At 34.8% G+C, this 12,906-nt stretch carries 12 protein-coding genes and 2 tRNA genes; 11 read left to right on the top strand and 3 right to left on the bottom strand.

What is annotated here, in order from left to right; all coding sequences use genetic code 11:
- Window positions 1–3 precede the first annotated feature (3 nt).
- The 9 genes from ISU00_RS14960 (at window position 4) to ISU00_RS14920 (ending at window position 9,629) form a co-directional block, all read left to right on the top strand.
- A complete protein-coding gene (locus tag ISU00_RS14960; RefSeq protein ID WP_228851479.1) occupies window positions 4–2,763 on the top strand; it encodes a putative LPS assembly protein LptD in 2,760 nt (919 codons plus the stop codon).
- A gap of 23 nt (window positions 2,764–2,786) precedes the next feature.
- Window positions 2,787–3,167, top strand: coding sequence for a RidA family protein (locus ISU00_RS14955; protein WP_228851478.1), 381 nt, complete (start codon window positions 2,787–2,789; stop codon window positions 3,165–3,167).
- Between the two features lie 9 nt (window positions 3,168–3,176).
- Window positions 3,177–4,217 carry a GMP reductase gene (gene guaC, locus ISU00_RS14950; RefSeq protein ID WP_228851477.1) on the top strand — a complete coding sequence of 347 codons (1,041 nt, stop codon included), beginning with the start codon at window positions 3,177–3,179 and terminating at the stop codon, window positions 4,215–4,217.
- 9 nt (window positions 4,218–4,226) lie between these two features.
- Entirely contained in the window at window positions 4,227–4,931 is a 705-nt protein-coding gene (locus ISU00_RS14945) for a 16S rRNA (uracil(1498)-N(3))-methyltransferase (RefSeq protein WP_228851476.1), read from the top strand.
- Window positions 4,932–4,987: 56 nt separating this feature from the next.
- On the top strand, window positions 4,988–5,638 hold the full coding sequence (locus tag ISU00_RS14940; protein WP_228851475.1) for a DUF4159 domain-containing protein: 651 nt from the start codon (window positions 4,988–4,990) through the stop codon (window positions 5,636–5,638).
- A 20-nt stretch (window positions 5,639–5,658) separates the two neighbouring features.
- Entirely contained in the window at window positions 5,659–6,105 is a 447-nt protein-coding gene (locus ISU00_RS14935; protein ID WP_228851474.1) for a TrmH family RNA methyltransferase, read from the top strand.
- Window positions 6,106–6,212: 107 nt separating this feature from the next.
- Window positions 6,213–7,301 carry an AI-2E family transporter gene (locus ISU00_RS14930; protein WP_228851473.1) on the top strand — a complete coding sequence of 363 codons (1,089 nt, stop codon included), beginning with the start codon at window positions 6,213–6,215 and terminating at the stop codon, window positions 7,299–7,301.
- Window positions 7,302–7,354: 53 nt separating this feature from the next.
- Window positions 7,355–8,446 (top strand): AI-2E family transporter, encoded by a 1,092-nt coding sequence (locus tag ISU00_RS14925; protein ID WP_228851472.1) that lies wholly within the window; start codon window positions 7,355–7,357, stop codon window positions 8,444–8,446.
- Between the two features lie 10 nt (window positions 8,447–8,456).
- The gene (locus tag ISU00_RS14920) at window positions 8,457–9,629 is read left to right on the top strand and encodes a class I SAM-dependent methyltransferase (RefSeq protein ID WP_228851471.1); all 1,173 of its coding nucleotides are present in this window, start codon (window positions 8,457–8,459) and stop codon (window positions 9,627–9,629) included.
- Here the strand turns inward: ISU00_RS14920 and ISU00_RS14915 are convergent.
- The 3 genes from ISU00_RS14915 to ISU00_RS14905 form a co-directional block, all read right to left on the bottom strand.
- Window positions 9,626–9,763: a hypothetical protein gene (locus ISU00_RS14915; protein WP_228851470.1), complete on the bottom strand. Its 138-nt coding sequence runs from the start codon at window positions 9,761–9,763 to the stop codon at window positions 9,626–9,628. The two genes, ISU00_RS14920 and ISU00_RS14915, sit on opposite strands and share 4 nt — an antisense overlap.
- 100 nt (window positions 9,764–9,863) lie before the next feature.
- Entirely contained in the window at window positions 9,864–11,225 is a 1,362-nt protein-coding gene (locus tag ISU00_RS14910) for an exonuclease domain-containing protein (protein WP_228851469.1), read from the bottom strand.
- Window positions 11,222–11,995: an XRE family transcriptional regulator gene (locus ISU00_RS14905; RefSeq protein ID WP_228851468.1), complete on the bottom strand. Its 774-nt coding sequence runs from the start codon at window positions 11,993–11,995 to the stop codon at window positions 11,222–11,224. The genes ISU00_RS14910 and ISU00_RS14905 overlap by 4 nt, the downstream gene beginning before the upstream one ends.
- 239 nt (window positions 11,996–12,234) lie before the next feature.
- Between ISU00_RS14905 and ISU00_RS14900 the strand changes: the two genes are divergently transcribed.
- Together ISU00_RS14900 and ISU00_RS14895 are read left to right on the top strand one after the other, a co-directional pair.
- Window positions 12,235–12,318, top strand: a tRNA-Ser gene (locus tag ISU00_RS14900).
- A gap of 18 nt (window positions 12,319–12,336) precedes the next feature.
- Window positions 12,337–12,411: transfer RNA gene (locus ISU00_RS14895), tRNA-Pro, on the top strand.
- The last annotated feature ends 495 nt before the right edge of the window (window positions 12,412–12,906 follow it).

Raw genomic sequence — 12,906 nt, 5'->3', positions numbered from 1 at the left:
CTTTTGGCAATTCAAAAACCGAGCCAGACGTTTACAAAAATACATTTAAAGAAATTGCACACTCTCTTTAAACAATTCGTATTTACGGTAAGTTTTACAGTACTTATTAACATTTCTGGCTATTCTCAGGATGTTCCACCGCGCATTCAAACTATTAATCCTAACGTAGAAAAGGACACAACAATTGTTAAAAATGATAGTATTCCGGAAATTGGTGAAGCTTTAAAGGAAACGGATACGATTGTTGCAGATTCAATTCCTAAGAAAAAGGGGCTTCTCAGCAGTATTGTTAATTATAGTGCTACCGATTATACGGCAATCAATCAGAAAACCAAGACTATAACACTATATAATGACGCAAAAGTTTCCTATGAAGATATGGAAATTACCTCTGGTATCATTATAATAGATTATGAAAAGAACTTGGTGTATGCAGGTAGATTGAAGGATACCTCTGGCGAATATTCCCAACATCCAGTCTTTAAGCAAGGTGCTAATGTAATTGAACCCGATTCTATTATTTTCAATACGGATTCTAAGAAAGCATTGGTTTTTAATTCAAGGACAGAACAAAGTGAATTCAATGTATTTGCACCTAAAACCAAAAAAGAAAATGATTCTGTTTACTTTCTTGAAAAAGGAAGATTTACTACTTCAGAAAATTTAGATGACCCTGAATATGAGTTTATTGCGTCTAAAATAAAATTAGTCCCTGATAAAAAGATTGTGGTAGGATCAACCAATATGGAAATTTATGGGGTCCCTACTCCAATTTGGCTACCGTTTGCTTTTTTCCCTTTGACGAATAAGCAAACATCTGGAATATTACTTCCTAGTTTTGGAGAGGACACTGCAAACGATCGTGGATATAACCTGCAAAATTTAGGTTATTATTTTGCCATAAGTGATTATGCAGATTTGGCGATTTTGGCTGATTATTATACTAATGGAAGTTATGGGTTAAAAGCTGAATCTAATTATGCTTGGCGATATAAATTTAGAGGAAGTTTTGGTTTTAGATATGAAAAGATTGTTAGTAGCGAAAGAGGTTTTCCGGATTATTCACAATCTACACTTTACAATATTAGGTGGTCTCATAGTCAAGATGCTAAATCTAACCCAAATTCTAGATTTTCAGCTTCTGTTAACTTAGGTAGTAGTCGTTATTACCAACAATCAATAAGCCAAGCCAATCTATCAAATGTCTTGAATAACACTCTATCCTCTTCGGTGTCGTATTCTAGAACTTTTCAAGGCGAACCTCAGGTAAATATCAATTTAACTGCTACTCACCAACAGAACACTAATACCCAAATTATTAATATGACTCTGCCAACATTTCAAGGTAGCGTTAGTAGAATATTCCCTTTTGCACCGAAGGTGGGGTCTAAAAAAGGTTTGTTTCAGAATATTAATTTACAATACAATGTAAGGGCAGAAAACAGAATACAGACTACTGATTCCTTATTTTTTAAGAGCGAAATGTTCCAGGATGCTAGAGTTGGAGCAAGGCATTCAATTCCGATATCCACAAACTTTAAAGTATTTAAGTATTTCAGTGTAAGTGCTGGTGCCAATTATGAAGAAAATTGGACCCTTAATCCAATTAGGAAGTATTGGGATCCCGTAGAGGAAGAAGTCGTAACTGAAGAATTAAACGAATTTGATAGCTTCAGAACTTATAACTTCAGTACTAGTGTTGGAACGACCATTTATGGAATGTTCAATTTTAAACGGGATGACAATGATCCGAAAATCCATGCAATTCGGCATGTGATAAGACCATCGATTTCTTACAATATTAATCCAGCCTTTGATCAATATTATGATACTTACACTATTATAGATGCCAACGGCACCACTTTGGAAGATTATACTAGATTTGAACAATCCATTTTTGGGACGCCAACCCAGAATTTTTCAAGTTCAATGGGTATTTCCGTTGGAAACAATATTGAAGCCAAGGTCAGATCTAAGGATTCAACCTCAGTAGAACCTGAAAAGATTACAATTTTAAACAATTTAAATTTCTCCACTGCTTATAATTTTGCTGCAGATTCATTGAGGATTTCACCTATAAGAATGTCTGGTGGTACCCAAATCCTTAAGAAGAAAATGAGTATCAACTTTGGTGCTACACTAGATCCATACGCCTTAGATAATAATAATAGGAGAATAGATAAATTGAACATCAATAATGGCGGTAGTTTGTTTAGGATGACTTCTGCAAGTCTTAACATGAGTTACTCTTTAAACAACAATAGTTTTAAGAAGAGTGGCGATGATGATATGAGCGAAGAGGCAATTGAAGAATCCGTGCAAAGTGGCGGTAGGGCTGATGACCTCTTTGGAGATCCTCTAGATATAACGGGTCAGTCGTTTAAGAATAAGGATAAGGACGATGAAACGAAATCGGAATTTTACAATTACGCTATACCTTGGAATTTACGTATTGCCTATGCCCTTAATTATTCCAATAATGCAAGACAAAATCAAATTTCTTCCCATTCCTTAATGTTTTCTGGAGATGTGGAACTTTCTCCCAATTGGAGGGTTGGCGTTTCTTCTGGTTATGACTTGGTAAATAAAGGTTTTACCTTTACTACATTAAATTTTGAACGTGATTTGATGAGCTGGAGGATGAGTTTTAGATGGGTTCCTTTTGGCACATATGGGCAATGGAACTTCTTTATTGGTATCAGTTCTCAATTCTTGAAGGATTTGAAATACGACAAGCGTAGAGAACGCGATCAGCAACTTTAGAAATCAACTAATCAATAACTACAATGAAAAAAATAATTCAAACATCAGAAGCTCCAGCTCCAATCGGACCTTACAATCAGGCAGTTCTTTCTGGTAATATGTTGTTCATATCTGGGCAAATTGCCCTTGATCCAGAAAATGGGGAGTTGAGGATTAATTCTATAACTGAGGAGACTGAACAGGTAATGGAAAATTTAAAAGCGATTTTAAATCAGGCCAATGCCACTTTTGAAAACGTGGTTAAGACTTCAATATTTATTAGCGACATGAATAATTTTAAAAGTATCAATGAGGTCTATGGTCGCTATTTTAAGTCGGAAACAGCACCTGCAAGAGAAACGGTGGAAGTTTCCAGATTACCGAAAAGCGTTAATGTGGAAATCAGTATGATAGCTGTGTTATAAAAAGTAAACATGAGAATTGAACAGGACATAAAATTAGGATTTAAAGATGTGATGATTAGACCAAAACGATCAACTTTAAAAAGTCGTTCAGAGGTTAGTCTTGTTCGAGAATTTACTTTTTTGCATTCAAAATTTTCATGGTCTGGTATACCAATCATGGCCGCTAATATGGATACTGTAGGTACGTTTGAGATGTCTAAAGTTTTGTCTAAACATCAAATGTTTACTGCAATCCACAAGCATTATTTAATAGAAGAATGGAAGTTTTTTGCTGATAACTCTAATGAATCAATTTTCGACTATGTTTCTGTGAGTACCGGTATTGGCAAATCAGATTTAAAAAAACTAGAACAGGTATTAGAGCAGGTTCCTCAATTAAAATTTATTTGTATTGATGTTGCAAATGGCTATTCAGAACACTTTGTTGATTTTGTAAAAAAGGTTAGGGAAAAATTTCCATCCAAAACCATAATGGCGGGTAATGTAGTTACAGGTGAGATGGTAGAGGAATTATTGCTTGCAGGTGCGGATTTAATAAAAGTAGGTATAGGGCCAGGATCAGTTTGTACCACTAGGATTAAAACCGGTGTAGGATATCCTCAACTTTCAGCAATTATTGAATGTGCTGACGCGGCCCATGGTTTAGGAGGTCAAATAATAAGTGATGGTGGATGTGCAGTACCAGGAGATCTTTCTAAGGCTTTTGGTGCAGGCGCTGATTTTGTAATGTTAGGTGGTATGTTAGCAGGACATGATGAAAGCGGTGGTGAACAAATTGAGGTAAATGGCAATACATATAAGGAATTCTATGGGATGAGTTCCAAAACCGCAATGGACAAACATCAAGGGGGAGTTGCGGATTATCGTGCAAGTGAAGGTAAGGCCGTAAGAGTACCCTACCGTGGTGCTGTTGAGGAAACAATAAAGGATATATTAGGTGGTATTCGCAGTACTTGCACCTATGTGGGTGCGAAACGATTAAAAGAACTTACCAAACGCACTACTTTTATTCAGGTTTCTGAACAAGAAAATAGGATTTATACAGAGTAATTTACTACAATGCAATTGTTCTATAATAGCGACCTAAAGCGTGATTCAAGGCATCTGGTTTTTGATAAAGATGAAAGTCGGCATATAGCAAAGGTTTTGAGAAAGAGTATTGGCGACTCGCTCCATATTACAAATGGTGAAGGGTTGATATTTGAAGGAAAGCTTATATCCAATGATTTTAAGAGATGTGAAGTAGAAATTGTAAGTGTTGTAGAGCAACAACCTCTGCCCTATTATCTCCATATTTTAATTGCTCCTACCAAGAATATAGATCGTTTTGAATGGTTCTTGGAGAAATCTACGGAAATTGGTATTTCTGAAATAACCCCAATCATTTGTGACAATAGCGAACGTAAAATTATAAAAATAGACCGTTGTGAGCGAATTATAGAATCGGCGATGAAGCAGTCTTTAAAGTCCTATAAACCTAAATTGAACGATTTAACTGATTTTCAGAAGGCATTGGAATTATTTAAAAGCAACCAAGTTCTAATCGCGCATTGTGAACCTCAGGAAAGAGTATTGTTAAAGCATGTAGTTGAACCTTCTAAAAATTATACAATACTTATTGGTCCTGAGGGTGATTTCTCTACAAAAGAAATTGAAAATGCCTTGTCTAAAGGTTGTAAACCTATAAGTCTTGGCGATTCTCGCTTAAGGACTGAAACTGCAGGTGTTGTGGTCTGTCATAGTGTAAATTTTATCAATCAATAAGATCAAACATTCGTAAAGTTGGAACAAGCATTAACGAGAATGTTTACATTTGAACTATGAGCCGAATCTTTCCCTTAATACTTATTTCATTTTTGTTGATAAACATTAACGCCTTTGGCCAAAAGATTGCTGTGTTGCAATACAAAGGAGGTGGCGATTGGTACAGTAACCCTACGGCTTTAAAAAACTTGATTTCCTTTTGCAACAGCGAAATAGACAGCAAACTAGATGCGAAACCAGAGACGGTCGAGGTTGGAAGTGAAGACTTGTTTCAATATCCATTTGTGCATATGACGGGTCATGGAAATGTATTTTTCAGTGAAGATGATGCCCAGAACTTAAGGGATTATTTGCTGTCTGGAGGGTTTATTCATATTGATGACAATTACGGCATAAAACCTTATTTAGAGCGTGAATTGAAAAAGGTTTTCCCGGATCAGGAGTTGAAAGAATTACCAACTTCACATGAAATATTTTCAACACCTTTCCAATTTGCAAATGGATTACCCAAAATTCATGAGCACGATGGAAAACGCCCACAGGCATTAGGTTTGTTTCACGAGGGGCGCCTTATTTTATTATTCACCTATGAAAGTGACTTAGGTGATGGGTGGGAAGATCCCGAGGTTCATAACGACCCAGAGGAGGTAAGGGAGAAAGCATTGAAAATGGGTGCTAATATCTTAAAATACGCTTTCGAACATTAAACTTAACGAGTTAACCTAATTTGATCCTGTTAGGCCATAATATTACTAATTCTGCGAATATAGGAGGACTTCTTAGGTTGGCTGATGCTTTCAATGTTGAAAAGGTGGTTTTTACTGGTAATATTGGTATAGATACTCGAAAGGTAAAAAAGGTTTCACGTAATGCGCATCAATTCATAACTTGGGAGTTAGCTCAGTCAACAATGGATTTAATACAAAAATTTAAATCTGATAAAAAGTCCATAATTGCTCTTGAGTTAAACTCTGAGGCAATTCCTATAAAATCTTTTAAAGTGCCAAATCCAAACAACCTTGTTCTTATTGTTGGTAATGAAAAAGATGGTATTGAAAATGAGATACTAAAGGAATGCGATTCAATAATTTATATCCCAATGTTAGGGAAAAACTATAGCATGAATGTTACTTCTGCCACCGCCATTGCACTCTATGAGTTAGGTTCCGTTTAAGGAAATAGGATGAAAACGTTAATTATTACTGCTTTAAAGCAATAAAATTTTTTGAAGGCGTACAATTTCTTTAACACTTCTGCTTATTATTGCAATATCTTTACTTTATGGACTACAACAATATATCTAAAGGTCATTTAAGGACTATAGGGATAATAGTGGGAATTATTCTGTTACTTCTATTCCTTTTCAAGATTTCCGCTTTGATACTTTATATAGGTATTGCTGCAGTCGTAGCCTTAATCGGTCGTCCTATAGTTTCATGGTTCAAATTAAGATTACATTTCAATAATACCGCAGCTGCTTTTGCAACATTAATGTTGTTTATAGGGTATATTGTTGTTATGCTCTGGATTTTTGTTCCCATTATCATTGAGCAAAGCAAAAGTATTGCGGATATAGATCTTGCATTAATAAAACGGGACTTAAATGAATTAAACATTCAAGCGAGTGAATATTTGGGTGTTGAGAAAATAAACATTATAGAAGGTATTAAACGTACCGATTATGTACGAAACTTTAATGCAGAGCTAATCCCAAATTTTGTTGATATTTTTTTCGATAAAATAGGGAATTTTGTAGTGGGGTTATTATCAGTGGTGTTCATTTCCTTTTTTCTACTCAAGGATGAAGATTTGGTTACTCATGTTGTTACTGCGTTTGCGCATCCAAGAAATGAGCAGAAATTTATAACAATCATGGGTGATGTTAAAGAATTATTGTCCAGATACTTTTTAGGATTAGTATTGCAGGCATTAATAATTACATTTTTCTATACAATCTTGTTGATGTATCTCGAAATACCTAATGCCCTTGCAATCGCATTAATATGCGCCGCATTGAATATTGTGCCTTATTTAGGACCGTTATTAGGTTTTGCTGTTTTGGTGCTGGTTACTATTTCAAACAACCTCGGTGCAGATTTCAGTTCAGAGTTGGTGCCTCTTTTAATGATTGTTGCGGTTGGTGTTGCAATCGCGCAATTATTCGACAATCTTATTTCTCAACCAATTATATTTAGTCAAAGTGTGAAATCCCATCCCCTAGAGATTTTTATTGTTATCATTGTTGGGGGATTATTGTTTAGTGTTGTAGGGATGATTTTAGCCGTACCACTTTATACTACAATTAAAGTAATATTAAAGGAATTCTTTTCTGAATATCGTTTTGTAAAACGACTTACAAGTGGAATGTAGTTTCTTATAATTGGAAATTAATGGAATTCAAAAAATGCTTTTATATTTACTAAATGGATTCTAAAACAATAGCCAAAGGGATATTAACGGCCATTTTCACATTAGCCGGCATAACCATTTTACTTTATTTTATTTATGAGATTAGATCGGTGATCGGTTATTTGGTAATAGCTGGAGTGCTATCCCTAATAGGTAGACCATTAGTTTACTTTCTAAGGAGAAAATTGAGATTTAATAAGTTATTAGCAGTTATTATAACAATTGTGCTACTCTTGGGGATATTCTTAGGAATTATAAGTTTGTTTGTGCCTTTAATTGTCGACCAAGGGCATAATTTAGCGCTACTTGATATTGAAAAATTAGAAGCTAACGTTGAGCAAATCTATTTACAAATAATGGATTTCCTGAATGTTAATCATGAACTTGCACATAGCAATTTTAACCAAACTAATTTCCTGCAGAATTTGGATTATGGCATGATTCCAGAATTCTTGAACAATTTTATTTCTGGACTTGGTAGTTTTGGCATTGGCCTTTTTTCGGTACTGTTTATAACATTTTTCTTCCTTAAAGACGCATGGGTTATGGAAGACGGCATTTTAATGTTTGTTCCAGACCATAATGTATTAAAAGTGAGAAAATCCATGACGATGATAAAGGATTTGTTGTCACGGTATTTTGTAGGGTTGTTGCTGCAACTTACTATACTGTTTGTTATTTACACTATCGTCTTACTTGTTGTTGGAATAGAAAATGCGGTAGTAATAGCATTTTTATGTGCCGTAATTAACATTATCCCGTATTTAGGCCCATTAATTAGTGCGATTCTTATGGTATTGTTAACCATGTCTAGCAATCTTCAATTCGATTTTACGTCCGTTATACTGCCAAAAACCATTTATGTAATGATTGGTTTTACCATTGGCCAATTGGTAGATAATTTCTTTAGTCAGCCCTATATTTTTTCCAAAAGTGTAAAATCGCATCCTTTAGAAATATTCCTTGTTATTATTATTGCAGGACTTGTTTTTGGGATTATTGGAATGATTGCAGCGGTTCCTGCATACACTGTTATAAAAGTAATCGCTAAAGAATTTTTACCGCAAAATAAATTGGTTAGAACCTTAACAAGAGGCTTAAACTAAATTGAATTTATTGCTGTTAAATAGCGAGATTCAAGAATTTATCCATCAACACCTTAATGACCATATCCGCGAATTAATTTTTCAAAAATCTCCTTTTGAGGATGTCTCGATGCAAGAAATTGTGGAGCAGATAGATGGAAAAAATAGGATAAGAGAAAAACTCCCAACCTGGTACAATACAGAAGGGATATATTATCCGCCAAAATTGAATATAGAACAAAGCTCCTCAGAACTTACAGCTGATTATAAAAGTAAATTGGTAGAGGGAAAAACACTTCTAGATTTAACCTCTGGTTTTGGAGTTGATGATTTTTATTTTTCAAATAGATTTACTCATGTATTCGGTTGTGAAATAAATGAGGGACTTTCACAAATTGTGAATCACAATTTTTCTGTATTGAATAGACCTAATATTCAAATTTTAAATATATCGGCAGAAGCAATGTTAGAATCTGAAGATTACGGAAAATTTGATGTGGTTTATATAGATCCTGGAAGAAGGGATGGTGAGCGTGGCAAAATTGTGAGATTAGAAGATTGTTATCCTAACGTTATAGGTTTATTGCCTGATATTTGGCGTAAAACCTCCCTTTTAGTTATTAAAACTTCTCCACTTTTAGATGTAACAGAGGTAATTAGGTCTATTGAAGGGGTTAAAGAGGTGCATTGTATTTCGATTGATAATGATATGAAGGAACTTATTTTCGTAACAGAGAAAGGTTTCATTAAGGAGCCAAAAATAATTGCGAAGGATTTAATTAGATCTCCACATTTAAAGTTAGAGTTTGCCCCGACTGAAGAAATTAATGCTGTTACAAAGGTAGGTGCTGTGGATAAATTTCTCTATGAGCCTTACTCTTCCTTAATGAAATCGGGTGGCTTTAAAACGATAAGTCATCGGTGGGGACTAAATAAACTTAACCAAAATACCCACCTTTATACTTCTTCTGAACATATTGAATTCCCTGGTAGAAAATTTGAAATTTTAGAGGTTCTACCCTACCATAAAAAAGCGTTAAGGTCCAAACTGCCTGATAAAGCCAATATTGCAACTAGGAATTTTCCAATTTCAGTAAAGGAACTGCGAAAATCATTTAAAATATCGGATGGTGGGACTACTTATCTTTTTTTCACCACAAACTGCAACGATCAAAAAGTGGTTTTGGTAACAGCGAAGGTTTAGAAAACTTCAAAGACGTATCCTAGTAGCCAATAGAGTACTAGAAAGACAACGATAGTTCCTATACATCCACATTTTCCTCCACCAATTTTGTTGGCTCCCCAACCCGCTAAAATAGCTCTTAGTAAATTTTTCATAGTTATCTAGACTAATAAAGTGTGATTAGATTATTGTTAACGCTAAAATACATTCTGCTATTTTCTATTGTTAACTCAATTGCTAAAGAGATTAATAATTTCAAGAGTTTTGAATTACTGTTTCTTTATGTGTAAGAATGGATTTTCTTAAAATCCGGCGAATATCATTGTTATCTTTCTGAGGTATCAAATAACTTTCCAGCTCGTCTTCGCCATTAATTTGAAATTCTTTATTTATAAAGCCATACCCTAGATAGCGACCATTTTTCATCCATACAAAAGCCTCTTCCTCTTTATTGCGTCCTTTAAACTTAAGTATAATATTATCGCTACGTTTTTTGGCCACATTAAGTGCGTTTAAAGCGCGTTGATTATAACTTTCTACCTCTTCCTTACCACGACATATTCCCTTGCAGTCCTTAATTTTATAATGGTTGCAGTGATCTACACCCTCCTGTAAATGGCAATATTTTGGACAGAGCTGAAATTCCTCACATAATTGCTCTAAAAACAATCTGCAATCTGCCATGCTATAAAACTCTAATTCAGATTCATTCTTATGCCTCAATTTAGTGAAGGCTAAGTGTAAAATACCTTTTCTGTCCTCGTAAGTAACAATTGAATAGGATTGAACAGGGCGTTTAGATGCTTTATTATACTTCGGGAAATGATGTTTAATGGCGGCATCTTCCATTAATAAAGCAATAAGTTCACTGCCGGAACAATTAAAATCTATATCAGCAGTTTCCCGGCACAATTGGATTTCATTGGTCGATTTATCGTAAAAATGTCCTAATACCCTATTCCGTAAATTCTTGGCCTTGCCAACGTAAATAATCTTTCCCTTTTTGTCTTTGAAATAATAAATACCCACCTTTTCTGGTATCCTATTGAACACTTGTGCAGGCAAATGAGTTGGTAGTGTAGATTCTTTAGAGGATTTTTTTAAGAACTCCTTGAAAACTTTATCTGCGCCTTCTTCATTCAACAATCTCTTGAATAAAACGGTTGTTGCCTGGGCATCACCTCTAGCTCTATGGCGATCTGTAATTGTTATGCCCAATGAATGACAGAGTTTACCTAAGCTATAGGATCTTAAGGTTGGATAGATCGTTCTTGATAGCCTAACAGTGCATAGTTTTTTCCGTCTGAAATCTACCCCAATCTCTTTGAATTCATTCCGGATGGCGTTATAGTCGAAATTTACATTGTGTGCGACAAATATGGCTCCTTCGGTTATTTCAATAATATTTGTCGATATTTCTTCAAATGTTGGAGCATCGGAAACCATAGTATTATCGATGCCTGTAAGAGCCGTTATGTAATCTGGAATATGAATTTGAGGATTAATGAGTGAGGTAAATTCATTTACCACTTCCCCATCTTCAATTTTGAAAATTGAAATCTCAGTTAATTTATTGGTTCTACCGGTCGTTTCTACATCGATTACGGTGTAAATCATGATAGGTGTTTTTCTAAGGCCTTCAATTCAACACCTAATTGATTAAACATAGTAATAATGCTACTTATTTTCAATTCTTCTGGTTCATATTCTTGGGTATTAATGCTACAGGTAAATTCCCAAATCTCCAAAACATCATCAATTGAAACCTCATAAGGTTCATAAATAGAATTATCTGAAACCAATAACAGGGTATTGTTTTCTTCAATCTGGTTATATACCCGTTTATAAACTAGACCTTCTTCTTTGGTCATTACTACATAAGTGCGACCGCTTCTTATATCCCTTCTATCTTCAATAAATCGGGCAACGACAAATCCACCAGGTTTCATTGGCAACATAGAGTCTCCTTTAATAGGAAATGCACGATGTTTCCCTGTTGGTAAGAAAGGCAGTTTTATACGCTGTAACTGCTCTATATACTCAGGATCGTCATAACCTAATAAATAGCCTGCAGATGCTTTAACAGGAATGATTTCAATAAGGTCATCATGGTCGCTATCAACAGTAATAGGAAACAATACCCTTTGGTTGCCAATCTCTATAAAAGAAGCATCTTTAGATTTGCTCAAATCGTTACGTACCAAAATATCTATTGGTAACTTGAAATAATCAGAAATTAATATCAAGAAATCGATATTAGGGTAAGACCTCCCCTCTTCATAGGAACCTATTCTGGCTCTGGTAACGCCTAAATCTTCTGATAACGTCTCTTGGGTTAGCCCTTTTAGCAGGCGCAAATGGCGAATATTGTTAGCAATGACACTCATACTACAAATATAAGTATTAAATACTTTTAATTGTAGCAAATTAAAATTTTAACAATTGCTGAATTTTATTTGCCTTAGTTGCTGGCAATCAAATTCAAAGAGAATAAAGTAAAAAGTTAGATAAAAAATCTTCAAAATTTGTTGTGTTCTTTGAGATGAAAAGTTACATTTGCACCCGCTTAGTTTTAAAAGGCAATTTTAATATTAAGCAAACGTTCTTTAAGACCATAAAGTACAAAGGAGAGGTGCCGGAGTGGTAACGGAGCAGATTGCTAATCTGTCGACGGGTAACCGTCGCCTGGGTTCGAGTCCCAGTCTCTCCGCTTTTTCCTAATAATTTTCGGGGTGTAGCGTAGCCCGGTCATCGCGCCTGCTTTGGGAGCAGGAGGTCGCAGGTTCGAATCCTGCCACCCCGACAAATTGAGAAATCAATTTCAATCAAAACCTTGATAATTTTATGATTATCAAGGTTTTATTGTTTTAACACCTTCATAAAATTTATATCGTTTTGGTATAATTAGGTTACCTATTCTAACGTTTACCTCAGGTATACCTCATTCTCACATCCTTACAACACACAAAAGAATGGCAAATATCATGGAAATATCATATGTAAAAACCGTATGGGAAAATGATGGCAAATTAAATTATGTGGTTTATGATGCAGAAGTATGTCACGTATAGAAAACGGTTGATCATTTTAACAATGCTCGCGTCATTATTAGCATCTGCGATATTTATAGGTTTGTTAGTATGTGTAAAGATTATGACAAACGATTTACGCAACGAATCCAACGAAAAAATATTAAAAATGAAAGCTAATATTCCGACCTATTTAGGATTCATTCTGAATTTTAACGATTATCAAGAGAGGGTTTAACCTCATACATACGTCTAAAAAAAAAGACAGA

The sequence above is a fragment of the Aegicerativicinus sediminis genome (genome assembly GCF_015476115.1).
GTDB lineage: Bacteria > Bacteroidota > Bacteroidia > Flavobacteriales > Flavobacteriaceae > Aegicerativicinus > Aegicerativicinus sediminis.
This window is presented reverse-complemented; position numbering and strand designations above follow the sequence as displayed.

Coding starts and splice junctions, on each gene's coding strand:
- guaC (WP_228851477.1), top strand. CDS start 3,177: ATGAGAATTGAACAGGACATAAAATTAGGATTTAAAGATGTGATGATT.
- ISU00_RS14915 (WP_228851470.1), bottom strand. CDS start 9,763: ATGAAAAATTTACTAAGAGCTATTTTAGCGGGTTGGGGAGCCAACAAA.
- ISU00_RS14905 (WP_228851468.1), bottom strand. CDS start 11,995: ATGAGTGTCATTGCTAACAATATTCGCCATTTGCGCCTGCTAAAAGGG.
- ISU00_RS14910 (WP_228851469.1), bottom strand. CDS start 11,225: ATGATTTACACCGTAATCGATGTAGAAACGACCGGTAGAACCAATAAA.
- ISU00_RS14930 (WP_228851473.1), top strand. CDS start 6,213: ATGGACTACAACAATATATCTAAAGGTCATTTAAGGACTATAGGGATA.
- ISU00_RS14945 (WP_228851476.1), top strand. CDS start 4,227: ATGCAATTGTTCTATAATAGCGACCTAAAGCGTGATTCAAGGCATCTG.
- ISU00_RS14940 (WP_228851475.1), top strand. CDS start 4,988: ATGAGCCGAATCTTTCCCTTAATACTTATTTCATTTTTGTTGATAAAC.
- ISU00_RS14955 (WP_228851478.1), top strand. CDS start 2,787: ATGAAAAAAATAATTCAAACATCAGAAGCTCCAGCTCCAATCGGACCT.
- ISU00_RS14925 (WP_228851472.1), top strand. CDS start 7,355: ATGGATTCTAAAACAATAGCCAAAGGGATATTAACGGCCATTTTCACA.